Origin of the sequence: Collinsella sp. AF08-23, from assembly GCF_003479805.1 — a bacterium.
Lineage (GTDB): Bacteria > Actinomycetota > Coriobacteriia > Coriobacteriales > Coriobacteriaceae > Collinsella.
Genome location: NZ_QUHV01000004.1, coordinates 100,454 through 122,190 on the forward strand (window position 1 = coordinate 100,454; position 21,737 = coordinate 122,190).

20 protein-coding genes are annotated in these 21,737 nt (G+C 60.8%); 18 read left to right on the forward strand and 2 right to left on the reverse strand.

Translation table 11 applies throughout. From position 1 onward, the window contains the following. The first annotated feature begins 37 nt into the window (after positions 1 to 37). The 16 genes from DWV48_RS03560 (at position 38) to gatB (ending at position 17,650) form a co-directional block, all read left to right on the forward strand. Positions 38 to 1,474 (forward strand): glycoside hydrolase family 1 protein, encoded by a 1,437-nt coding sequence (locus tag DWV48_RS03560; RefSeq protein ID WP_118653480.1) that lies wholly within the window; start codon positions 38 to 40, stop codon positions 1,472 to 1,474. Continuing rightward, positions 1,474 to 2,316 carry a Cof-type HAD-IIB family hydrolase gene (locus DWV48_RS03565; protein ID WP_118653481.1) on the forward strand — a complete coding sequence of 281 codons (843 nt, stop codon included), beginning with the start codon at positions 1,474 to 1,476 and terminating at the stop codon, positions 2,314 to 2,316. The genes DWV48_RS03560 and DWV48_RS03565 overlap by 1 nt, the downstream gene beginning before the upstream one ends. 227 nt (positions 2,317 to 2,543) lie before the next feature. After that, on the forward strand, positions 2,544 to 3,410 hold the full coding sequence (locus DWV48_RS03570; RefSeq protein ID WP_147352837.1) for a hypothetical protein: 867 nt from the start codon (positions 2,544 to 2,546) through the stop codon (positions 3,408 to 3,410). A gap of 9 nt (positions 3,411 to 3,419) precedes the next feature. Next, positions 3,420 to 4,412, forward strand: a complete 993-nt coding sequence (locus DWV48_RS03575) for a hypothetical protein (RefSeq protein WP_118653483.1) — start codon at positions 3,420 to 3,422, stop codon at positions 4,410 to 4,412. Positions 4,413 to 4,487: 75 nt separating this feature from the next. Then, entirely contained in the window at positions 4,488 to 5,021 is a 534-nt protein-coding gene (locus DWV48_RS03580; RefSeq protein ID WP_118653516.1) for an ATP-binding cassette domain-containing protein, read from the forward strand. Next, positions 4,985 to 6,955 (forward strand): LuxR C-terminal-related transcriptional regulator, encoded by a 1,971-nt coding sequence (locus DWV48_RS03585; RefSeq protein ID WP_158574810.1) that lies wholly within the window; start codon positions 4,985 to 4,987, stop codon positions 6,953 to 6,955. Before DWV48_RS03580 ends, DWV48_RS03585 begins: the two co-directional genes overlap by 37 nt. Before the next feature lie 159 nt (positions 6,956 to 7,114). Further along, a complete protein-coding gene (locus DWV48_RS03590; protein WP_118653485.1) occupies positions 7,115 to 8,230 on the forward strand; it encodes an AAA family ATPase in 1,116 nt (371 codons plus the stop codon). A gap of 183 nt (positions 8,231 to 8,413) precedes the next feature. After that, entirely contained in the window at positions 8,414 to 8,986 is a 573-nt protein-coding gene (locus tag DWV48_RS03595) for a histidine phosphatase family protein (protein ID WP_118653486.1), read from the forward strand. Between the two features lie 206 nt (positions 8,987 to 9,192). After that, positions 9,193 to 10,026, forward strand: a complete 834-nt coding sequence (locus tag DWV48_RS03600; protein ID WP_118653487.1) for a PRD domain-containing protein — start codon at positions 9,193 to 9,195, stop codon at positions 10,024 to 10,026. Between the two features lie 97 nt (positions 10,027 to 10,123). Continuing rightward, entirely contained in the window at positions 10,124 to 11,473 is a 1,350-nt protein-coding gene (locus DWV48_RS03605) for a PTS transporter subunit EIIC (RefSeq protein WP_118653488.1), read from the forward strand. Between the two features lie 111 nt (positions 11,474 to 11,584). Next, positions 11,585 to 13,039, forward strand: coding sequence for a glycoside hydrolase family 1 protein (locus DWV48_RS03610; RefSeq protein ID WP_118653489.1), 1,455 nt, complete (start codon positions 11,585 to 11,587; stop codon positions 13,037 to 13,039). A gap of 59 nt (positions 13,040 to 13,098) precedes the next feature. Continuing rightward, positions 13,099 to 13,635: a PTS glucose transporter subunit IIA gene (locus DWV48_RS03615; RefSeq protein WP_118653490.1), complete on the forward strand. Its 537-nt coding sequence runs from the start codon at positions 13,099 to 13,101 to the stop codon at positions 13,633 to 13,635. A gap of 140 nt (positions 13,636 to 13,775) precedes the next feature. Continuing rightward, positions 13,776 to 14,027 (forward strand): HPr family phosphocarrier protein, encoded by a 252-nt coding sequence (locus tag DWV48_RS03620; RefSeq protein ID WP_118653491.1) that lies wholly within the window; start codon positions 13,776 to 13,778, stop codon positions 14,025 to 14,027. Between the two features lie 124 nt (positions 14,028 to 14,151). Continuing rightward, entirely contained in the window at positions 14,152 to 14,460 is a 309-nt protein-coding gene (gatC, locus tag DWV48_RS03625) for an Asp-tRNA(Asn)/Glu-tRNA(Gln) amidotransferase subunit GatC (protein WP_118653492.1), read from the forward strand. Continuing rightward, on the forward strand, positions 14,460 to 15,974 hold the full coding sequence (gatA, locus tag DWV48_RS03630; RefSeq protein ID WP_118653493.1) for an Asp-tRNA(Asn)/Glu-tRNA(Gln) amidotransferase subunit GatA: 1,515 nt from the start codon (positions 14,460 to 14,462) through the stop codon (positions 15,972 to 15,974). The genes gatC and gatA overlap by 1 nt, the downstream gene beginning before the upstream one ends. Continuing rightward, positions 15,971 to 17,650: an Asp-tRNA(Asn)/Glu-tRNA(Gln) amidotransferase subunit GatB gene (gene gatB / locus DWV48_RS03635; RefSeq protein ID WP_118653494.1), complete on the forward strand. Its 1,680-nt coding sequence runs from the start codon at positions 15,971 to 15,973 to the stop codon at positions 17,648 to 17,650. The genes gatA and gatB overlap by 4 nt, the downstream gene beginning before the upstream one ends. Here the strand turns inward: gatB and DWV48_RS03640 are convergent. Continuing rightward, positions 17,647 to 17,868, reverse strand: coding sequence for a hypothetical protein (locus tag DWV48_RS03640; protein WP_118653495.1), 222 nt, complete (start codon positions 17,866 to 17,868; stop codon positions 17,647 to 17,649). The genes gatB and DWV48_RS03640 overlap by 4 nt on opposite strands. Before the next feature lie 437 nt (positions 17,869 to 18,305). Here DWV48_RS03640 and DWV48_RS03645 point away from each other — a divergent pair, with 437 nt between their 5' ends. Together DWV48_RS03645 and DWV48_RS03650 are read left to right on the forward strand one after the other, a co-directional pair. Next, positions 18,306 to 18,893, forward strand: a complete 588-nt coding sequence (locus DWV48_RS03645; RefSeq protein ID WP_233546111.1) for a GNAT family N-acetyltransferase — start codon at positions 18,306 to 18,308, stop codon at positions 18,891 to 18,893. A 472-nt stretch (positions 18,894 to 19,365) separates the two neighbouring features. Then, the gene (locus DWV48_RS03650) at positions 19,366 to 20,457 is read left to right on the forward strand and encodes a DMT family transporter (RefSeq protein WP_118653497.1); all 1,092 of its coding nucleotides are present in this window, start codon (positions 19,366 to 19,368) and stop codon (positions 20,455 to 20,457) included. Positions 20,458 to 20,529: 72 nt separating this feature from the next. On the opposite strand, the gene DWV48_RS03655 is transcribed toward DWV48_RS03650, so the two are convergent. Next, positions 20,530 to 21,606, reverse strand: a complete 1,077-nt coding sequence (locus DWV48_RS03655) for a low specificity L-threonine aldolase (RefSeq protein ID WP_118653498.1) — start codon at positions 21,604 to 21,606, stop codon at positions 20,530 to 20,532. Positions 21,607 to 21,737: the final 131 nt, after the last annotated feature.

The window sequence follows — 21,737 nt, forward strand, 5'->3', positions numbered from 1 at the left end:
TGGGGCACCTGAGAAAGCCGGGACAAAGGAGGATGTAATGTTCCCTAAGAATTTCTATTGGGGTGGCGCCACTGCGGCCAATCAGTTCGAGGGCGCGTGGAACGTCGATGGGCGAGGCCCCTCCGTCGACGACCACTTCACCGGCGGTAGCTACGAGAAGCCGCGTGAGATCACGGTCGACATCAAGCCCGACGTGCTCTATCCCAATCACGACGGCATCGACTTCTACCATCATTACGAGGAGGACATCGCGCTGTTCGCTGAGATGGGCTTCAACATGTTCCGCATGTCCATCTCCTGGAGCCGCGTCTTCCCCAACGGCGACGACGCCGAGCCCAACGAGGCCGGCCTCGCGTTCTACGACCGCGTCTTCGACTGCTGCCGCGAGCACGGCATCGAGCCGCTCGTGACCCTGTCGCACTACGAGATGCCCTACCACCTGGTCGAGAAATACAACGGTTGGGCCTCCCGTGAGCTCATCGGCTTCTTTGTGAACTACTGCGCCACTGTGTTCGAGCGCTACCAGGACAAGGTGAAGTTCTGGCTCACTTTCAACGAGATCAACTGCGGCACCATGGACATGGGTGCCATGATGGAGACCGGCCTCATCCAGGGCTTTGAGGGTCCGGCGTCCGCCATCAAGACCACGCCGCAGCAGCGCTACCAGGCCCTGCACCATCAGTTCGTGGCGCATGGCCGCGTGGTCAAGCTCGCTCACGAGAAGTACCCGCAGTTCAAGATGGGCAATATGGACTGCTTCATCCTGAGCTACCCTGGTACGTGCGATCCCGCCGACGTGCTCGCCAACGAGCTCGAGATGAACCGTATGAACTGGTACTGCTCCGACGTCCAGGTGCGCGGTGCCTACCCGTTCTACGCCAAGCGTTTCTGGGCCGAAAACGACATCGAGCTCGCGATGGAGCCCGGTGACCTCGAGGATATCGCCGCCGGCAAGGTGGACTTCTACACCTTCTCCTACTACATGTCCGGCACCGTGAGCACGCATGCCGACCATGAGATGACCGAAGGCAACATGACCTTCGGCGGCAAGAACCCCTACCTCAAGAGCACCGACTGGGGCTGGCAGATCGACCCCGAGGGTCTGCGCATCGCTCTCAACATGATTTACGCCCGCTACGAGATTCCGCTGATGGTGGTCGAGAACGGCATGGGCGCCTACGATACGGTCGAGGAGGACGGTTCGATCCACGACCAGTACCGCATTGACTACCTCAAGAGCCACGTGAAGGCCATGGCCGAGGCCGTCGCCGATGGTGTTGACCTCATCGCCTACACCTGGTGGGGCCCCATCGACCTCGTCTCCGCCGGCACCGGCGAGATGCGCAAGCGCTACGGCTTCATCCATGTGGACAAGTACGACGACGGCACCGGCACCTACGAGCGTCGCCGCAAGGACAGCTTCTTCGCGTATCAGAAGATCATCAAGTCCAACGGCGCCGAGGGGCTCGAGTAATGGCGCAATCCAAGATCGTCTTCCTCGATGTGGACGGCACAATCACCGACTACGAGAACAACGTGCCGCAGTCTGCGAAGGACGCCATCAAGGCGGCCCGCGCCAACGGGCACCGCGTGTACATGTGCACCGGCCGCAGCAAGGCCGAGAACCCGCCCGAGATCTGGGAGATCGGCTTCGACGGCATGATCGGCGGCAACGGCTGCTATGTGGAGTCCGAGGGTGAGGTGGTGATGCATCAGCTCATTACGGCGGAGCAGTGCCGCCACATTGTGGACTGGCTGCATGCGCGCGGGCTCGAGTTCTACCTCGAATCCAACAACGGCCTGTTCGCGAGCGAACGTTTTCGCGAGGAGGCCGGCCCGGTCATGAGGCTCTACGCCAAGGGCAAGGGCGCCAGCGACGAGGATGCCGAGACTTCGGCCCATGCGTTCATGGACGCGCTCATCTACGGTGGCGAGCTGTACCGCGACGACCTCAACAAGGTGAGCTTTATCCTGTCGAGCTACCAGGATCATTTGGACTCCGTCGAGGAGTTCCCCGATCTGGTGGCGCGCACCTGGGGCGGCAAGGGCGAACATGCCCTGTTTGGCGACCTGGGCGTGAAGGGGCTCGACAAGGCGCACGCCATCCGTGTGCTCGTGGAACACTTGGGCGCGAACATGGCAGACACCATCGCCGTGGGCGACGCCAAGGTCGACATCCCCATGTTCGCGTGCTGCGGCGCGAGCGTGTGCATGGGCAGTGGCGGCGACGAGGCCAAGGCCGCTGCCGATTGGGTCACCACGGATGTGGACGACGACGGCATGTGGAACGCCTTTGTGCACTTGGGACTAATCTAAGAAAGCTCCAAAGTAGACCACGCGAATCTATATACATTGCATTGCGGAACGGCTCCGAAGTACGGGGCCGTTCCGTTTTTACGTAAGGCTGTACGACAGGAAACATGCATTTCATCAGGGGTGTACGACAGACAGAACAGGCATAACGGGTTAAGACTTGAAGTGTCTTCGACGGTGTGATGGCTCCATAAGGGGAAGCCGCACGTGGCAAGCGGATGGATGCTAGGATGTCTCGATCTTTTTTTACGCTGTTGCGCCTATGCACAGGGCGGAAGCTGGTTTGGGCGTTTCTCGCCTGTTTCGCGCTGTTGTTCTATGAGCTCGTTCAGCTGATGCTGACTGCGTACGGAAATGCAGGTCAAGTTGAGATCATGGGCATCGATTTGCCACCTCTCGTTCTGGCGGCGGAGGCCTTTGGGCGCTCCGCCGCCCCGTGGCTCATCGTGCCGTTCGTCGTGTGCGCCTATGCCGAAGAGCACTTGGCAAACGGCTACGTTGTGATGATTCAATCGAACGGTGAAGACGCCAAGGTTCTGGCGCTGAAATTCATATTAGTGGCAACTGCCCTCTCGTTATGCACCGCTGTTGCGATGAGCGTATGTATCCTGTTGGTATGCGCGTTGCTCTGTCGCGGTACGCTTGATGCCGCGTACATGACGAGTCTTGCGAGTGCAGGGGTCCGAGTTCTAACAGATTCCATGGCGATCAATTATGCCGGTGCGATCTTGGTCGGCATGCTTCGGGTGGTAGCGATCGGCGCCGCATCCATGGGCTTTGCCTTGATTGCCCGCTGGAAGCACGCCGGGGTGCTCGCTATTCCCATGATATGGCTCACGCTGTCTTATACCCCCGCAATGACGGTTATCGCTGGAGTATTGGGAACTCTAGGTATGCCGCCGGAGAGGCTGGCGAAACCCGTATATAGCCTGATGGCGTATACGGAGACAAGCGCCGCGCTGCATGTGTTTCTTTGCTCCGAAATTTCCTTCTGCCTTGTCGTGCTTGCGGCATCGGTGTTGGTTGCGGTCAAGGCACCGCGTTCTCTCCGAGTGAAAGCCGCAGGTGTGACCCAAAAAAACGATTTGATGAGATGAGGAGGGGTCATGCGCAGTGTCCATAGTGCGTCTTCAGCGTTCCGACGGCTTGTCAGTTTCGAGCTGCGGAGGTTCGTGACACCGTTCCGTATGGTATTGGCGATGGTTTCCCTCGTTGCGATGGTTGTGCTTGCGCGGGGCAACTTGCTGCAGCAGATGGCGATCGCGGCGCCTCAACTCGCCGACGATGGCATGAGCGTTTCGCCGACTGCTTTTGATATGGCATATCTGGCCCTCAACAACCAGTTGATAACGGGGATTATCCTTCCGATTGTGTGCGGCATTCTGTGCTCCGATCTTGTAGCGCGAGATTATTCGGGTGGGATGCGCACTCTGATTGCGTGCGAGACGCGGGGCGCTTCGACGTATGTAGCGGCAAAACTTGTTACCGCGGCAGTTGTGTGTCAGGGCGTCGTACTACTCTTCATTGCCGCATGCATCCTGGTGTCATGCCTCTTGCTCGATCTCCCCATTGCGATTGAACCTTCTGCATGGCTGGCATCGAGTGGGCCGCAGGACAGTATTTGGGCTCAATACGGGCCAATTCCCATGGGCTGGAATTACGCCGCACTCATTGTTGCGCTTGTCTTGGGTTTTGGGGCGCTTGAAACTGTATTGTCGTGGACTGCCATGGCGGTATGCTCTTTTTTGAAATCTCCAAGCGCGGCTCCGTTGGTTGTTGCTCTGTTTTATGTGATTGCCTCGCAGTTCGAGTCACTGGTCACAAGTTTGGGGATGTTGCTGGGGATTACCTCTTGGATCAAAACGATAGGCTGGATTGTCGATCGCCTGTGTCTGGTGAACTACCGATTGGGGGCTTCATTTTTTCAGGAGTTTGCCGGTGGCGCATATCAGGGGTATATCGCGGTCGCTTCGGATGTTGCAGCGGGCACGTATCCGATTAACAACTGGGCGAGTTTGCTGTCGATGCTTGCGGTTCTATCGGCCATTTCGATGGTGCTGCTTCTTGTCCACGAAAGAAGGCTTCACGGGCGAGCGTGACGCCTCGCATACGCGGAATTGTAGATAGATGGTTTTGAACGTATTGGGGCGATAGAGGGATGAGGTGGTAGAGAGATGGGGGCCTCCACGTCTGTCATCGGTGGTGGACCGGCGATTTCCCTGAGAAACGTGAGCGTTTCGTACAGGGATCGAATTGTTTTCTCCAATGCTTCTCTTGAGGCGAAAAGGGGAGACGTTATCGGGTTTATGGGACCCAACGGCGCGGGAAAAAGCACGATGCTGCGCGTGCTGGCAGGTCTTGTTGTTCCCCGCCAGGGAAGCGGGCAGGTGCTCGGTCATGCGCTGGGAGAACATCGTCATGTTCCTTTTGGCATCATGCTGGAAACCCCTCCGTTCATTGAAGAGAAGACGGGGAGGGAGAACCTTGTTCTCCTTGCGAAGCTCAGGGGCGTCGCAAGCGGAGATATTCAAAAGTACTGCGATGCATGCATGAGGACGGTTGGTCTGGATCCCAAGCTCAATGTCCCAGTCAAGTCCTATTCGCAGGGAATGAGAAAGCGCCTCGCTTTGGCTCAGTCATTGCTTTTTGCGCGTTTGACTGCTCGCCCGGCATGTTGCCCCTTTTGTTTTCGCTTCTGTTTGGGCTGAACATGATCGGGGCGGTCTTCTCTGTGTGGGGAGATGAGCCGCGCGCGCTTCGAGTGCTTGCCTGCGTTGAATTGGTGCCTGTGCTTACGCTCGTTGCTTCTGTGGGGGAGCAAATGGCCGGTCTTCTGGTTGACGGAACCTCTGCGTACGGCATGCCAGAAGTTGTTTTGCTTGCAGCATTGGATGGATGTTCCGTCCTCGCTTTGTTCTTGCGTGCTTTCGTCACGCGGGGTCGATATGTGGAAGAATCGCGCGAGGAGAAGTGTGTTTTGGTTTCCCCTGAATCGCTTGCGGAACAATTGGGTCCTTTCAACCTGTCTGAACGCGAGCTGTTCGTGTTGATGGAAAGCCTCCGAGGTAGATCTTTGGCCTCCATAGCCAAGGAACTCGGCGTATCACGATCAACGGCGGGAACGTACCGTTTGCGAGCGTATGCAAAGGCAGGCGTCGAGTCGCTTGATGAGGCGCGCGCCAAGTTCACCACGCCCAAGTCGGTACAGACGGCCGAGGTGATGGGGAGGGGTCCTTGCCCAGTGCGTCGGAGCGTCGCTGCTTTGGGTTTGGTGGCATGGTTCGCGCTGGCTGGGTCACTCTTACTACCGTGGAGCGGGTCACGTGCGTGGTTGTGCGACGAGGTGTGGTCGACATTGCCGTCGCTTCTGCTTATGCTGGCATCTTGCTATCTCATTTTCAGCAATCAAGTAGATTCGAGAAAGATGCGACGCGGTATGCTTCGGTATGCCGCGGTGTGTTCCGCACTGATTGTTCCTGTGTCATGTGCGCTGTCTGGCCGTATAGCTACCACTGGGATTCTCCCAGTTCTTTTCAGCTCGTTGGCGTTGTCCGCGCTCGTGGTGGGTTTTGAAAGCGTGGTTAATCTTGCGCGACGTGCTCATTGCGGGATTGTGGAATGCGCCGCGGTGGCTGCCATGGTTCTTTCCGTTTCATCTGCAACGGCTGTGTGGTATACGGTTGCGATCGCAACGTCCGCGGCAATTCTGTGCACGTTGTTAGCGTGGGTTGTGCGCACTGAGAAGCGAGGCGACGAGACCTCGATGCCTGAGGATGTGCGTACGGGTGACTCGAAGACAATGACTCAGACCGTCGGTTTCTTTCCGCGCAGAGAGCAGGCGTTTTGCATCATTGCGGGCTTTTCAATGGTGGGGTGGGGTTTCTACCAGATTAACGAAGTCGCTGTTTTAAACGTCGATGCCATAGCAAGCTTGCCACCGATCTTCTTTGCGTGTTCGACCCTCCTGTACACGAGTGCGCTCTTCTTCATCTGGAATCGCTATGTGAGGAATCGAGAAGTGCTCCTGGCGAGTTTTATTGCGATCATCTGGTTTGCTTCGGCCATGGTGATTATCGGACTGCAGTATTTGGGCTGTCATAACGATGCCTCTCCGATGGGGCACATGATGATCGGTTTTCCGTGCATGGTGCTCGCTGGCATGTCCGTTGACGCACTCCTGTCCTTCCAGGAACAACATAGCTGCAAATCGTTTAGATTTGCCTATCCGGTGGTGCTTCTCGTTGGGCTGGCGATATGGTGTGGAGGTATCGTTGTTGCGGACGCGGCGAAAGCCTTTGCATCGCAGGAAATATCTACGGTATGCATTGTCGCCGGGGGAGCTATGGGGTTCGTGGGCCTTGTGGACACAGGGCGTACGCTGCATAAACGGACAGCATTGAGCTCTACAAGTTCTGAGGCAGTTATTGATGTCCTGATAGGGGCAGGGCTCACGCCGTCTGAGGCGCGGGTAGCGCTGCTGGTGTGTAGCGGCCTCGCTGCCCGAGAGGCGGCAGGAGTGCTATGCGTCGAGTGTAGTACGGTGCGATCGCATTTGAGGAGTGTGTACGCGAAATTAGCGGTGCATACGAGGGCGGAGCTCGAGGTCGCGGTTGCTGCGCTTGTGCGCGAGCACATTCGATAGTGGTTTTCTATAGTGGGCCTCGGCGCATTCGCAAAACTTATATGGAAACATGCGATGGGTCGTCCTTGCGGTCTTGGCGCAAAGCAAATCAAAGCTGCAAAACAAATCAAGGAAATCAAGCGCGCAAAACAAATCAAGGAATGGGTATAGTGTAGGCGAATGAGCATTGTGATCGGAGGCATCGTGAACAACCCCTTTACACCGAATTTCGGTCAAGCACCTTTGTACATAGCGGGCCGCTCTTTTCTGACCGGTGAAATTGAACGGGCGCTCGATCGCGGGTTGGGCGACCCTGCGCTTGCGTCAATCCTTGTTGGTCCCCGCGGAACAGGCAAGACCGCTCTTCTGTCGCACCTCGGATCGTATGCAGAGGGTCATGGATGGATTGCCGTCAACGTTTCCTGCCTTCCCGGAATGCTGCAGGACATCTTGGAACAGACGAAGCGCCGCACGGTTGAGTTTGTCGAGCCTGCACACGATAAAAAGCTGAGTGCAATTTCTATTGGGCAGCTTGGGGGCATTGAATGGGAGCGTCAGGAACCGCCTACTCAAAATTGGCGGAGTCTCATGACGGACATTTTGGAAGAACTTGCTGCTCATGATGTCGGCCTCTATATCACCGTCGACGAAGTCGATCCAGAATTGGATGAAATGATTGAGCTTGCGGCGGTTTATCAGCTGTTCATTCGTGAGGGGCGAAACGTCGGTCTGCTTATGGCGGGTTTGCCCTACAAAGTTTCTGCCTTGCTGAGAGACAAGTCAGTTTCGTTCCTCAGGCGAGCCAGCCAATACCGGTTGGGCAGAATCGCCGACCCGGAGATCTCCACGGCGTTCAAATCAACGGTCGAGGCGGCCGGGGGAGTTGTGGACGAATGCGCGCTGCTCGCCGCTGTTGATGCGACGAATGGATTCCCCTTTATGATGCAGCTCGTCGGCTTCCGCTCCTGGGAAAATCGCGATGCCTCAAATGCGATGACGCTCGATTCGGTGGAAGAGGGCATTGCGATGGCAAAGGCGGATTTGGAAAACCGCATTCTGCGTCCAACTCTCGATGAGCTCTCCGATATGGATATCGCGTTTCTTGAGGCCATGCTCGAAGATGACGAGTTGAGCACGTCGGAGGACATCGCGAAGCGTTTGGGAAAATCTCCGAGCTATATCGCGACCTATCGAAAGCGTCTTTTGGAACAGGGGATTATAGAGCTCCAAGGCCGTTCCAAGCTCCGTATCGCGCTTCCCGGAGTGCGGGAATATCTGCCTGAGTATTTGTCGTGATGCCGTGAGTCCATATGGACGCAGCAACCGACTGCAGGCCGACGGGCGATTCACGACATCCCGCTCTACGCAATCGAGGCACGCGATGCGTGGCTTCCTCAATAGCAAGGCCGCACTTGCCTTTGAGTACGCTCCAAGGCCTAGGATGACGAGGTAACGTTCAACCGCGAGGAGGAGATGACGATGTCAAAGCTGTACATGATGAGGCACGGACAGACGCTGTTCAACGTGCTCAAACGCAAGCAGGGTTGGTGTGATTCGCCGCTCACCGAGCTTGGGATTGAGCAGGCAAAGCGCGCGGGCGAGGAGCTGCGCGAGCGCGGGATTACGTTCGACCATGCGTATTCGAGCACTTCGGAGCGTGCGTGCGATACCCTCGAGCTCGTGGTGCCGGGCATGCCTTACGAGCGTGTGAAGGGTCTTAAGGAGTGGAACTTCGGCAAGTTTGAGGGCATTACCGAGGACCTGAACCTTACGCCGCCGTTCGGCGACTTTTACGTGCAGTTTGGCGGGGAGGACGAGATGGAGTTCCGTAACCGCCTGTTCACCACCATCACCGAGCTTATGCGTCGCCCCGACCACGAGAGCGTCCTCATGGTGAGCCACGGCGCCGCGTGCGCGCAATTTCCTCGTGCGTTCGGCGTCGAGTTGACGGAAAGGCTCGGTAGGCGGATCGGCAACTGCGGGATATTCATCTACGAGTTCGATGGCGACTCTGGGTTCGAGCTGCTCGACGCGATCAATCCGAACGAGTAGCGGCTCGCAAGGCGGAGATTGACGTCTACCGTTTGCCGCCGAATAGCTACCGTTTGCGACTCGCTGTTAGAATTATGCAGCAGTGACTTATACAATAGGAGAACAGCAGCAAGGTTGTTACTCTCCGGGAGGCATCACTTGCGCACTCAAGTCCGGGGGCCTTGTGGTCGCCGTTCGTGCGCAGAGATGGTTCGGGGAGTTTTTTCATGCTTATCCTCAAGAAGATCAACAACAACGTCGCCCTCGCGTCGACCGACGCGGGCGAAGAGGTCGTTGTTTTCGGCAAGGGCGTGGGTTTCCACGAGATGCCCTACGAACTTGAGGACGAGTCCGTTATCCAGCGCGTCTTCCGCGATGTGGACGAGAAGTCAATCGACGGGTTCGAGGGCATCTCCGATGAGGTCCTCCTCGTTGCGTCCGACATCGTCGCATTGGCGGACAAGGCTCTCGACTGCAAACTCGCCGGCAATCTCGTCATAAGTCTCGCGGACCATCTCCAATATGCGGTCGAGCGCGCGGGTGAGGGTGTGGCCATCGAAAATCCCCTGTCCCACGAGGTCGCCTTCGTGTATCCGCGCGAGACCGAGCTTGGCCGTCGCGGCATTGAAGTCGTGCGCGAGCGCTTGGGCGTGGAGCTTCCGGAGAGCGAAGTGACCTCCATCGCCTTGCACCTTGTCAACGCCGAGGTTGACGGCATGGGCAGCGCCCAGGACATGGACCTCGTTATGAAGAGCACCGTCATCCTCGAGCGCGCCACGCAGATCATTGAGGGCCAGCTTGGCCAAACGCTCGACCGCACCTCTTATGCGTACGTGCGCTTTGTGGCGCACCTGCGCTTTCTCATCCGCCGTCTTATGCGGGGTAGCTGCAAGGAGACCGAGAACTCGGGTCTGTTCCGCCAGGCGGCTCGCGATTTCCCCGACGCCTATCGTTGCGCGGCGGGTTTTAACGAATACCTCAAACGTGAATATAACTGGAGCTGCTCCGATGAGGAGATGCTCTACCTCATGATGCACGTCAACCGCCTGCGACAGGGTTGATCACGCACATCCAGTCGTCATATCGCACATGCCAGGGCCCGGCCAGGCGATGGACAAATAGGTTTGATCAGATTCTTTGGAGAGAAAGGACTGAGACATGGCAGGAAAGTACGACGACCTCGCGCGCGCCATTCTTGAGAATGTGGGCGGCAAGGAGAACGTCAACAGCGTCGCGCATTGCATCACCCGCGTGCGCTTCAAGCTCAAGGACGAGGGCAAGGCTAACACCGAGGCCATCGAGAAGCTCGAGGGCGTAATCAAGGTCATGCAGGCCAACGGCCAGTACCAGGTCGTGGTGGGCAATAAGGTTGAGGACGTATACGATGCCGTCGTCGCTGTGGGCGGTCTTGTCGCGGGCGGGGAGATCGACGCCGAGGACGACGCACCCAAGGGAATTGCCGCCAAGGCCATTGACCTCATCTCGGGTATCTTCGCCCCCATGCTCGGCACCTTCGCGGCCGCCGGTATCATGAAGGGCATCCTTGCCGCCATCACTCAGTTCGTCCCTGAGTTCGCCAACGATGGCGCTTACACCATTCTGTACACCATCGCCGACGGCATGTTCTATTTCCTGCCGGTCATTTTGGCGTACACCGCCTCCAAGAAGTTCAGGATGAACGAGTTCACGGGCATGGCAATCGGCCTTGCGCTCGTGTATCCCACGATGGTCGCCCTTACCGGCGGCGAGGTCGTGGGCAGCATCGATCTCGGCTTCGCTGGAACCTTCTCTTGGTACGCCACGTTCCTGGGCATCCCTATCATCATGCCCGCCTCCGGTTATACGAGTTCGGTTATTCCGATCATCCTCATGATCTGGTTCGGCTCCACCGTGGAGCACTGGTGCAAGAAGTGGATGCCCGCGTCCGTCAAGATGTTCTTCACGCCCCTCGTCACCATGACCGCCTCGATTGTGCTCGGCTATTTGGTCATCGGCCCCATCGCCACGCTGATCACCAACCTTCTGTCCCTGATCTTCTCCGCCCTGTTTGGCCTGCCCGTTATCGGCTCCGTGCTCGGCTGCACCATCGTCGGCGCGTTCTGGATGTGTCTCGTGATCTTCGGATTCCACTGGAGCCTCGTGCCCATCGCGCTCGTGAACCTCACCACGCTGGGTTATGACTACATTCTTGGTGCCGTGATCGCCCACTCCTTCTTCTTCGGCGTGACCGAGCCCGCCATCTACGGCGTCGCCCTTCCCGACAAGAAGGCCTTCGTGGTTGCGAGCATCGGCTCCGCCGTGGGCGGTCTCATCATCGGCCTCACGGGTGCCATGGTGTACATCTCCGGTGGTCTGGGTGTCTTCAACTGGCTGTCCTTCCTCCCGACCGACCCTGCGAGCACCGTGGGCATCATGCACATGGTCTGGGCGATCGTCGCCTCCCTCGCCGGTGCCGCCGTGGGCTTCGTGATCGAGTACGCGACCTATAAGCCGGAGGCCGCCAAGTAGGCGTCCGCTCCCGGCTGTGCGTCTGCACGTACCGTATAGCGAATGGCGAATAACAGCCCGGCGCGTTCGGCTCATCCCGGGCGCGCCGGGCCCATGCGAAAGGAGATCATCATGGCGAACTTCCCGAAAGGCTTCCTCTGGGGTGGCGCTACCGCCGCCAACCAGTGCGAGGGCGGTTACAACGAGGGCGGCAAGGGCCTCGGCGTGCCGGACATCATGACCGGCGGTACGGTGAGCGAGCCGCGCCACATCACCGACGGCATCCTGCCCGGGCGTCATTACCCCAGCCACGAGGCCGTTGACATGTACCATCACTACCTCGATGACATCAAGCTCTTCGGCGAAATGGGCTTCAAGTGCTACCGCATGTCCATCAACTGGAGCCGCATCTTCCCCATGGGCGATGAGGCGGAGCCCAATCAGGCGGGTGTGGAGTTTTACCGTCGGGTATTCGAGGCCTGCCGCGAGCAGGGCATCGAGCCCATGGTGACGCTGTCGCACTACGAGCTGCCCTACGGCCTTTCCAAGAATTATGGCGGGTGGAAGAACCCCGCGCTCATCGAGTTCTACCTCAATTACGCCCGCACCGTCATGACCGAGTACCGCGGCCTGGTGAAGTACTGGCTCACCTTCAACGAGATCAACTGCCTGCTCATGGGCGGATTTGGCGGCGTGATGGGCGGCGGCATGGTGCCCGAGGGGCTCGAGGACGTGCCCATGACCTTCGGCGCATGCGACTGGGACGACCCGCAGGCGCGTTTCGACGCCCTGCACAACCAGTTCCTGGCGAGCGCGAAGTGCGTGGTCATGGCGCATGAGATCGACCCTGAGAACAAGGTGGGCTGCATGATCGCCGGCAACGCCACCTATCCGCGCACCTGCAACCCCGCAGATGTCCTGAAGGCCCAGCGCGAGCAGCGCGAGCACAACTTTTACTGCGGCGACGTCCAGGTGCGCGGCGCGTACCCCTCGTGGGCGCCGTCCCTGTGGAAGCGCGAGGGCGTGAAGATTGAGGTAAGCGATGAGGACGCCGCCACGCTCAAGGCGGGCACCGTGGACTTCTACTCCTTCAGTTATTACATGAGCGCCACCGCCTCCGCCGACCCCAAGGCAAGCGAGGGCGGCAATATCTTCGGCGGCGCCGGCAACCCGTACCTCGAGAAGAGCGACTGGGGCTGGGCGATCGACCCCGAGGGCCTCAAGTATTACCTGGAGGAGGTCTACGACCGCTACCAGATTCCTCTTATGATCGTGGAGAACGGGCTGGGAGCCGTGGACGAGGTCGAGGCGGACGGCTCCATTCACGACCCGTATCGCATCGACTACCTGCGCCGCCACATCGAGCAGATGGACGAGGCCATCGCGGACGGCGTCGATCTCATGGGTTACACCATGTGGGGCTGCATTGACCTTGTGTCCGCCTCGACCGGTGAGATGAAGAAGCGCTACGGCTTCATTTACGTCGACAAGGACAATGACGGCAACGGCACGCTTGCGCGCAGCCGCAAGGACTCGTTCCATTGGTACAAGAAGGTCATCGCCAGCAACGGCGAGGATTTGGCGTAAAATAAGTTACATTGCATGAGCGCTGTCGAGCGCACGCACGGAACAACAAGGAGAATCTCATGGGCCTGTTCGACATATTCAAGAAGAAGGAAGCCCCCGCTGCTCCGGCAGCTCCCGCCGCCATTGACGCCCAGGCAGGTGCCGACGTGCTTTGCGCGCCGGTTTCCGGCAAGGCCATCAAGATGGTCGATGTGCCCGACCCGGTGTTCTCCGGTGAGGTTCTCGGCAAGGGCTGCGCCGTGTGGCCTGAGGGCGATATCGTCTACGCCCCGGTTTCCGGCAAGGTCACCGTCACCATGGGTCACGCCGTTGGCATCATGTCCGATTCCGGCATCGAGGTCCTCGTGCACGTGGGTGTCGACACCGTCAACCTGCAGGGCAAGGGCTTTACCGGCTACGTTGGCCAGGGCGACCAGGTCGTTGCCGGCCAGCCCGTGCTCAAGATGGACCGTGCCGTCATCGCCGAGGCTGGCTACAAGGACTGTGTGGTGCTCGCCGTTTCCAACAGTGCCGAGTTCGAGGCAGTCGAGATGACCGTCGAGCCCGAGGCGTCCGTCGCCGCCGGTGCCGCCGTGGTCAAGGTCGTTCGCAAGTAAGTTGCCGCACGAGGCGCATGTCCGTGAGGTGCTTGCGTCGCCACATGAAAGAGGGCGCCGGGTGGTGAGCATGCCGCCCGGCGCTTTTGTTGTTCGCTCCGTCGTCCGCCCGGCCGCCGGCATGGAAGAGAGCAGGTGCCATGATCGAGTTTTCGCACGTCATCTCCGATGCCGAGGGGTTGCATGCCCGGCCTGTGGCGCTTGTGGCGTCCGCCGTTCACCCATGGGAGAGCTCCGTGACCGTGACATGTCGGGGCGCGTCGACCTCTGCGCGCGACCTCATGGGGCTGATGGGGTTGTGCGCCCGCCGTGGTGACGAGCTTGCGGTGCGTGTTGAGGGGCCAGACGAGGAGGCTTGCGCCGCCGCGCTCCGCGAGGTGTTCACGTTCTAGCTCACGCGGCGCATGCGGCGAACGCCGTTTCAATCTCGTGTATATGGGGCACTCCATAAAGGTGGAGTGCCCCGCCGTGTCTATAATGGAACAATTGCATGTTCACCATCGAAAGGGGCGCCACATGGCACTCACTGAGGATGACGTGCGCGGGATCGCGGAATACGCGACCATCGCGCTCGATGAGTCGGAGCTCACGGAGATGACCGCGTACCTCAACGACGCGGTCGAGATGCTCGAGCCGATTCTCCAATACGCCGCCGAGGATGTGGAGCCTACGTTCCATCCCATCGGCGATTTGTCGAACGTGATGCGTTCCGACGCCGTGGACGCGGATCGCGCACTTGCGACCGAGGACGCCCTGGCGAACGCCGGCGCCGCGCGCGATGGGCAGTTCCGCGTTCCCTCGATTTTGGGCGGGGGCGATCGATAATGGGTATTTCGCTCGATACACTCACCGCCGCTCAGATTGCCGCCGGTGTCGCCGCAGGCAAGTTCACGGCAACGGAAGTCGCTCGCGCCGCCCTCTCCGCAATCGAAACGCGTGAGGCCGATGTCCAGGCCTTTTTGCAGGTGACTCCCGAGCTCGCCCTCGAGGCGGCCGCTCGTGTCGATGCCCTGCGTGCGGCCGGCGAGTCTCTGCCGCCGCTCGCCGGCGTGCCGCTGGCAATCAAAGACAACATGAATCTGGCAGGCACGCGCACCACCTGCGCGTCGCGCATGCTCGAGAATTACGAGTCCCCGTACACCGCGACGTGCGTGCGCCGCATGCTCGATGCGGGTTGCCTGCCTGTGGGCAAGGCGAATATGGATGAGTTCGCGTTCGGTTCCTCAACGGAGTCCTCCGCCTTCCATCGCACGAATAACCCGTGGGACCTCGAGCGCGTCCCCGGCGGATCCTCCGGTGGTTCTGCCGCTGCGGTCGCTGCGGGCATGACAGCGCTCGCCTTGGGCTCCGATACCGGCGGATCGATTCGCCAGCCCGCCGCCCTGTGCGGCGTGGTTGGCATGAAGCCCACGTACGGCGTGGTGTCGCGTTACGGCGTGGTGGCCTTTGGATCCTCGCTCGACCAGGTGGGTCCGTTCGGCCGTACGGTCGAGGACGTCGCGCTCGCGCTCGACGCGCTCACGGCGGGCGGGCGCGACCCGTTCGACGGTACGAGCCAGGAGGCCGAGGGCGGGTTCGCCGCGCACATCGATGACGACATCGCCGGCCTGCGCGTGGGCGTTATCCCGGCGTTCATGGAAGCAGAAGGGCTGGCCCCCGAGGTCAAGGCCGCCGTTGAGGGCGCTTTGCGTACGCTCGAGGCCCAAGGTGCCAAGCTGGTCGAGGTCGACCTGCCACACCTCGATGCCGCCATCGCCGCGTATTACGTGATCGGTCCCGCCGAGGCGTTCTCCAACCTCGCTCGTTTTGACGGCGTTCGTTACGGTTATCAGGAGGCCGGTTGCACCAATTTGGCCGAGCAGAGCTCCAAGAGCCGTGCCCATGGTTTTGGCGCGGAGGCCAAGCGCCGTCAGATGCTCGGTGCCTATTTGCTGTCGTCCGGCGTGTATGACAAGTATTACTACGCGGCGCAAAAGGCCCGCTCGCTCATCACCGAGGACTACGCGCGCGCCTACGAGCAGGTGGACGTGATCCTCATGCCGGCGAGCCCCACCACGGCGTTCAAGTTCGGCGAGCTGTCGGACCCCACGCAGATGTACCTCTCGGACATGTTCACCATCTCCATCAACATCGCGGGCAACGGCGGCATCACCGTGCCGTGCGGTGTGGGCGCGGATTCAGGCTTGCCGGTTGCCGTGCAGTTGGTGGGTCGCGCATTCGACGACCGCCGTCTGCTCACGTTCGCGCGCGCCGTGGAGCGCGGCCACGCACAGGCCGCCGGTGTGCCGGGGTGCGTTGTGGCACCTGATTTCGCCGGGAAGGGAGGCGAGCTCGCATGAGGGAGCTAACCGAGGTCCTTAAGGACTGGGAGGCCGTCATCGGTCTGGAGATCCATACCGAGCTGACCGCGCTCGACACCAAAATGTTCTGCGGCTGCAAGCTCAGCCACGACGACGCGCCCAACACCAACGTATGCCCGGTGTGTCTGGGCATGCCGGGTGCTTTGCCGGTGCCCAACCGCCGGGCCATCGAGAGCATCGTCAAGGCGGGTCTCGCCACCAACTGCGAGATCCAAAAGCACTCGATGTTCTATCGCAAGCACTATTTCTATCCCGACATGGCCAAGAACTTCCAGACCACGCAGGGCCCGGTCGCGTTTTGCATGCACGGCAAGCTGAATCTCGAGGTGACGGGTCGCGGGGCCGCGGAGCGCCCCTTGTGTGCGTTCGGCGATGGAGAGGCCGCGAGCCTGGCGAGTGCCAGCGCGAACGCCGAGGGGCTGTCGCGCCAGATGGCCGAGGGGCTTCCCGAGCGGGCGGGGGGCGCGCTCGCCGGCATGGCCGCCTACGACACGGCCGATCTCGCGGTGGCTGAGCGCCATGAGGACGGCTCCTATACCGTGCCCATCCGCATCCTGCGCATCCACATGGAGGAGGACGCCGCCAAGATGGTCCATGTGGGCGGCGAGGAGGGTCGCATTGGCGGCGCGGCAGAGAGCCTCATCGACTACAACCGCTGCGGTACGCCCCTCATCGAGCTCGTGACCGAGCCCGACCTGCGCACTCCCGAAGAGGCACGCCTGTTCATGGAGAAGCTCCGCCGCATCTTCCTCACCATCGGCATTTCCGATTGCTCGATGGAGAAGGGCTCCATGCGCTGCGACGGCAACGTCTCCATCCGCCGTCGCGGCGAGACGGGCCTGGGCACCAAGACCGAGCTCAAGAACCTCAACTCCTTCAAGGCGCTGCACGACGGCCTTGCATACGAGATCTGCCGCCAAGCTGAGGTCTTGGAAGAGGGCGGCACCATCTACCAGGAGACGCGCCACTGGGAGCCCAGTCGCAAGCGCACCGTGGTGATGCGCGTGAAGGAGACGGCCGACGACTACCGCCTGTTCCCCGACCCGGATCTGGCGCCGTTCGACCTTTCTGACGAGTTCATCGAGCATTGCCGCGCCGAGCTGCCCGAGCTGCCCGACGCCAAGCGCGATCGCTTCGAGGCGGACTTTGGCATCAAGCGCGCCGACGCCGAACAGCTGGCGGGCGACCCGGAGACGGCCGAATTCTTCGAGGCGGCAGCGGCGGGTCTTTCCGGCAAGGCGGCGCAGACGGTCGCCAACCTCGTCGTGAACGAGCTGGCTGCCTACCTCAAGGGCGTCGGTGTGGCGCTCGCCGCCAGCGGTATCGCGCCCGCGCAGGTGGCGTCCCTGGCGAAGCTGCTCGCCGAGGACGCGATCTCGAGCAACCAAGCTCACGAGGTCTTCGAGGCGATGGCCGAAAGCGGCGACGACCCGGCCAAGATCGTGGACGAGCGCGGCATGCGCCAGGTGAGCGACACGTCGGCGCTCCAGCCGATCGTGGACGAGGTCCTCGCCGCCTGCTCCGACCAGGCGCAGCAGTACCGCGACGGCAACCAGAAGGTCATCGGCTTTTTGGTGGGCCAGTGCATGAAGGCCAGTCGCGGCACGGGCAACCCCAAGCTCTTCAACGAGCTCCTGCGCCAGGCGCTGAGCTAACTCGACGTGCCGCCCGCCTCGATCTCCTCGCGGCAGATCGCGGTGAGGCGGCGCACCGTCTCCCACATGTCGTGCTCGGTCGCCTCCGGGTGCGGGGCGCAGATGCGCGCGTTGAGGGCGTCCCTCGCGGTCTCATCCATGCCCTCGGGGCTGTACCGGAAGTTGACCATGGCCATCTGCGCGGGCGAGACGACCTCGATGAGGGGATTGCGCCGCACCTCGTCAATTCATCGCCGCGACCCGAGAGTTCTTTGGTGTGGAAGCGTGACCCCGCACAACAAGAGGCCTGCGCGCGAAGAGAATGCCGATGGGCAAGCAGCTCCCGAGCCCGTGATATTCGTTTCAAGATTCGGAAAATCACGAACGGATAATTCGGAACATCAATAACGAAACATTCGGAAAACCTTGAGTCGATAATTCGGAGCTGGTGGTAAGCGATTATGCCATAGTGAGATGGCGAGTTCGAGGAGCCTTGCCCGGGGCGATTGTGTGAGCTCATCTGCGCTCGATGTAGGAGTGCGCAAACTCGGTTTTTGCAAAATGATCATTAAGCCTCGGGCGAGATGGGCGCATGTCATTATGATGCTGTTCGACGCTGTCCAGTGTTGACGCAGCCCTTCGAGAAGGGGTTGACTGCTTAAAGATGGGAGACACCATGAGCGATCAGCTTGTCATTCGATTGGCCACCGAGGCGGACGCTCCGGCGCTTGCGGCGATATACGCGCCCTATGTGCTGGAGACGGCCATCACGTTTGAGTACGAGCCGCCGACTGCGGAGGAGTTCGCCGAGCGCATGCGCGCGACCCTCGCGTTCTTTCCCTATCTGGTAGCGGAGCTGGACGGTCGTCCGGTGGGGTATGCCTACGCAAGCACGTTCAAAGGAAGGCCCGCGTACGACTGGGCGGTCGAGACCTCCATTTACGTGGCGCAGGGCTACTCAGGGCGCGGTATTGGCCGTGCGTTGCACGACGCATTGGCGCGAGCCCTCAAGGTGCAGGGCATCCTGAACATGTACGCGTGCATTGCGGTCCCATGCGGTGCAGACGACGAGACCCTCACCCGCAACAGCGAGCAGTTCCACGCCCATTTGGGATACCGTTTGGTGGGCGAGTTCGAGCGGTGCGGCTATAAGGGCGGTCGATGGTACAGCATGGTCTGGATGGAGAAGATGTTGGGGGAGCACCGCCCCGACCAGCCGCCCGTGACACCGTTTCTGCAGGTTGAAGCGCAGCAGCGTGTCTAGCGCACCAGTGCGCCCGGTGCGCCTGGTGTGCCCGGGGTGCCTGTTGTAGTTGATGCGCCCAGTGTACTTCGGATTGCCAAAGGCCGGCCGGGTATTTGCTTGAGGCTGAGGCATTGCAAGCACGGCGCGCACGCCATGCGACATTTTGCTTTTGCTGAGCATGCGCTTTAGCGTGGTGCGTTGGCTGCATGTTGGCCCTATGGTAAGGTTTTCGCGTCGGGGGGCCGACACGATGAACAAGTGATGCCGAGCGGCGCCCGGGTGGCGCGGACACCACGCTCGGGTGCGCGAGGAAGCCTGAATGGCCAGCGACGATCGCGAGTGTGCGGATGACATCAATACCGTCTGCACCATAGGGGACGTACGCGCCATGAAACGTGCATGCAAAGGGGGCACCCGGAAGTATTCCTGCGCCTGCAGGTCCGGTGTGCGATACGAGGGGGAAAGCGAGGCGTGGGCTTAATTGAAGGCCATGATCAAGGAGGAACTGGGCAGGACCGAGGTCGGACAGGCAAATGCCGCCGAAGAGGCCGGGCAGACCAAGGTTGCCGCAAAGTCTGTGCTGGCCGGGGGCCGCAAAGCCACCACCGGCACTGAGCTCGGTGATCCCTTTGCGAGCAAGGATCCCGTTCCCGTACCGTCAGAGGACCGAGCGCCCGGCAAACTTCGTGGCGCCGGCGCACGGTCACCGCTGTTCTGGAAGTTCATGCTCGTCGCCATGGCCTTGGTTTGGGGTTATTCGTTTCTCACCATGAAGACGGTGCTCGACACCGTGCCTACGTTCATGCTGCTTGCGTGCCGCTTCCTTCTGTCGGCTGCCATCATGTTCGTTGTCTTCCATAAGCGTATTAAGGCGCACTTCAACCGCGAGTACCTGGGGTTCGGCGTGCTCATGGGCTGCGTCATCTGGTCGGCGTATGCCGCGCAGACCCTCGGCTTGGTGGACACGACACCCGGCAAGAACGCCTTCCTCACCGGCACGTACTGCATCCTGGTGCCCTTCATCGCGCTTGTGCTGTTCCGCGAGCGCGTCACCAAGTGGCATATCGGTTCGGCGCTATTGTGCCTAGTGGGCGTGGGCTTTGTTGCACTCGACAACTTCAGCATCCAGATAGGCGACCTCATGACGTTGGTGGGTGCAGTCTTTTTCGCTGTGGACATGGCGGTGGTGGGCCACATCGGCCGCACGCGCGACGTGAGCGTCCTCACCTCGTGGATGTTCCTATTCGTGGGCACGTTCTCGCTTATCGCGACCATCGCGGTCGAGCCGCGCGTTCCTGCCGAGCAGTGGACGCCCGAGATCATCGGTCAGCTTGTGTTTCTCGCCGTAGTGTGCACCACTATCGGCCTGCTCCTGCAGAATCAGGCGCTTTCGCACGTGCCGCCGGCGACCGGCTCGCTACTTCTTTCGCTCGAGAGCCCCTCGGGTGTGCTCTTCTCCGTCCTCATGGCGGGCGAGGTCCTCACCGGCAAGTTGATCTTCGGATTCGCGCTGATCTTCCTGTCGATTGTGCTGTCCGAGACGCACTTCAGCTTCTTGCGGAAATGGTTTCCCAAACGATAAAAGGAAAGGCGCCCGTCACAGGGCGCTTTTCTATGAGCGGTGTATGGTTCCGGTCCGTGGCCCATCGGTGCGCTAGAGGGCGGAGATGAACCCCAAAAGCTCCTCGACGTGCTCGGGCTGGCAGGCCCAGCTCGTCACAAAGCGCAGGACGACTCGGTCGCGCCCCGTGGGGTCCTTGGCGGGCGTGACTTCGGCACCGCTGGCTTCGACGATGCGGACGGCCGTATCGGAATCGAACCAGAAGAACTGCTGGTTGCCGGTTGTACGCACATATGGCTCGTAACCGGCGGCCTCGAGGCCATTGGCGAGCATGACGGCGCATTCGTTTGAGCGTTTGGCGTGGGTAAAGTAGGGGAGAAGCCCCTCGGCGTCGCGGAGCTCGGGGTCAAACACTGCCTCATACTGGATGCCCATGAGGCGGCCCTTGGCGGTCATGTGCCCGCTGCGTTTGGTGAGGTAGGGGATGCGCTCGATTGCGCGCCGCCCACGTGCGGTGCGCGGGCTCACCACGAGGGCTTCGCCGAACAGCATACCCGCTTTGGTGCCGCCGAGCGTGAAGGCATCGGCGCGCGAATCGAGGTGCTCGAGCGTGAGGTCGCCGTCCGCGGCGGTCAGCGCGCTCGCCATGCGGGCACCGTCCACGTACACGGCGAGGTCGAGCTTCTCGGCGACATCGCACAGCGAATCGAACTCGGCGCGCGTGTAGACGTGCCCGAGCTCGCTGGTGTTGGAGAAGTAGAGCATCGCGGGGCGCGTGGTATGGCAGCCGCCGGCGATGGACGCGTGGTACACGCGCTCGACCTCAGCGGGGGTGAGCACGCCGAAGGCGTCGGCTGTGGCGAGGATGCGGCGTCCGCAGGCCTCGATGGCACCGGTCTCGTGCGCGGTGGGATGCGCGTCGGCGGCGAGAATCGGTCCCTCGAAGTCGTCGGTGAACGCGGAGATGCAGACGGCATTCGCCGCGGTGCCGCCGGGGATAAAGCGCACGTAGGCGTCCGGCTGTCCGCAAACCTCGCGCAGCAGCGCGGCGGCTCGCTCGCAATGTTCGTCGGTGCCGTAACCGGGCGTTTGCTCGGCATTGGTTTGAATGAGCGCCTCGAGGACCTCGGGGCAAGCGCCCTCGGAATAGTCGTTGCGGAATTGGTGCATGGTCGGCTCCATTTTGAATATGCCCTGACAGTCAGGGGCCTGCGGACGATCGAGTATGCCTCAATGGTACGCGCTTCCGCTTGGCTTCGCCAAGGTTCGTTGCATGGTGGGGTACCGTTACGATGGGCGGG

Excerpts from the sequence above, each read along its gene's own strand:
- DWV48_RS03560 (WP_118653480.1), top strand. The coding sequence starts at position 38 with ATGTTCCCTAAGAATTTCTATTGGGGTGGCGCCACTGCGGCCAATCAG.
- DWV48_RS03610 (WP_118653489.1), top strand. The coding sequence starts at position 11,585 with ATGGCGAACTTCCCGAAAGGCTTCCTCTGGGGTGGCGCTACCGCCGCC.
- DWV48_RS03570 (WP_147352837.1), top strand. The coding sequence starts at position 2,544 with ATGTCTCGATCTTTTTTTACGCTGTTGCGCCTATGCACAGGGCGGAAG.
- DWV48_RS03590 (WP_118653485.1), top strand. The coding sequence starts at position 7,115 with ATGAGCATTGTGATCGGAGGCATCGTGAACAACCCCTTTACACCGAAT.
- gatA (WP_118653493.1), top strand. The coding sequence starts at position 14,460 with ATGGGTATTTCGCTCGATACACTCACCGCCGCTCAGATTGCCGCCGGT.
- DWV48_RS03580 (WP_118653516.1), top strand. The coding sequence starts at position 4,488 with ATGGGGGCCTCCACGTCTGTCATCGGTGGTGGACCGGCGATTTCCCTG.
- DWV48_RS03605 (WP_118653488.1), top strand. The coding sequence starts at position 10,124 with ATGGCAGGAAAGTACGACGACCTCGCGCGCGCCATTCTTGAGAATGTG.
- DWV48_RS03600 (WP_118653487.1), top strand. The coding sequence starts at position 9,193 with ATGCTTATCCTCAAGAAGATCAACAACAACGTCGCCCTCGCGTCGACC.
- gatB (WP_118653494.1), top strand. The coding sequence starts at position 15,971 with ATGAGGGAGCTAACCGAGGTCCTTAAGGACTGGGAGGCCGTCATCGGT.
- DWV48_RS03645 (WP_233546111.1), top strand. The coding sequence starts at position 18,306 with ATGAGCGATCAGCTTGTCATTCGATTGGCCACCGAGGCGGACGCTCCG.
- DWV48_RS03615 (WP_118653490.1), top strand. The coding sequence starts at position 13,099 with ATGGGCCTGTTCGACATATTCAAGAAGAAGGAAGCCCCCGCTGCTCCG.
- gatC (WP_118653492.1), top strand. The coding sequence starts at position 14,152 with ATGGCACTCACTGAGGATGACGTGCGCGGGATCGCGGAATACGCGACC.
- DWV48_RS03650 (WP_118653497.1), top strand. The coding sequence starts at position 19,366 with ATGATCAAGGAGGAACTGGGCAGGACCGAGGTCGGACAGGCAAATGCC.
- DWV48_RS03565 (WP_118653481.1), top strand. The coding sequence starts at position 1,474 with ATGGCGCAATCCAAGATCGTCTTCCTCGATGTGGACGGCACAATCACC.
- DWV48_RS03620 (WP_118653491.1), top strand. The coding sequence starts at position 13,776 with ATGATCGAGTTTTCGCACGTCATCTCCGATGCCGAGGGGTTGCATGCC.
- DWV48_RS03595 (WP_118653486.1), top strand. The coding sequence starts at position 8,414 with ATGTCAAAGCTGTACATGATGAGGCACGGACAGACGCTGTTCAACGTG.
- DWV48_RS03655 (WP_118653498.1), bottom strand. The coding sequence starts at position 21,606 with ATGCACCAATTCCGCAACGACTATTCCGAGGGCGCTTGCCCCGAGGTC.
- DWV48_RS03575 (WP_118653483.1), top strand. The coding sequence starts at position 3,420 with ATGCGCAGTGTCCATAGTGCGTCTTCAGCGTTCCGACGGCTTGTCAGT.
- DWV48_RS03585 (WP_158574810.1), top strand. The coding sequence starts at position 4,985 with ATGTTGCCCCTTTTGTTTTCGCTTCTGTTTGGGCTGAACATGATCGGG.